The sequence below is a fragment of the Pseudoalteromonas sp. BSi20311 genome, from assembly GCF_000239875.1.
GTDB lineage: Bacteria > Pseudomonadota > Gammaproteobacteria > Enterobacterales > Alteromonadaceae > Pseudoalteromonas.
Genome location: NZ_BADU01000122.1, coordinates 1 through 203, shown reverse-complemented (window position 1 = coordinate 203; position 203 = coordinate 1). Strand labels below are relative to the sequence as shown.

1 pseudogene is annotated in these 203 nt (G+C 37.4%); it reads left to right on the top strand.

The window, feature by feature from the left end:
• Positions 1–93: 93 nt before the first annotated feature.
• Positions 94–203, top strand: a pseudogene (locus P20311_RS18960) (IS982 family transposase); the annotation flags it as partial.

The following is a 203-nucleotide window of genomic DNA, read 5'->3' as shown; positions in this document are numbered from 1 at the left end:
TTAACCTGAATCTCGTTTAAGAAAATTGAACTAAATGCCTGTTCCGAGATCCGATCTTTCGACCAAGAACGATTGGATAAACAAGGAACAGGCATGATTAAATTAGTTGAATTGTTTTGCGATGTCGACGATTTTTGCAAAGTATTTATACCTCAATGGGAAAAACAATTACTCGAAGACGGTACCCAAAAACGTCAACGAGC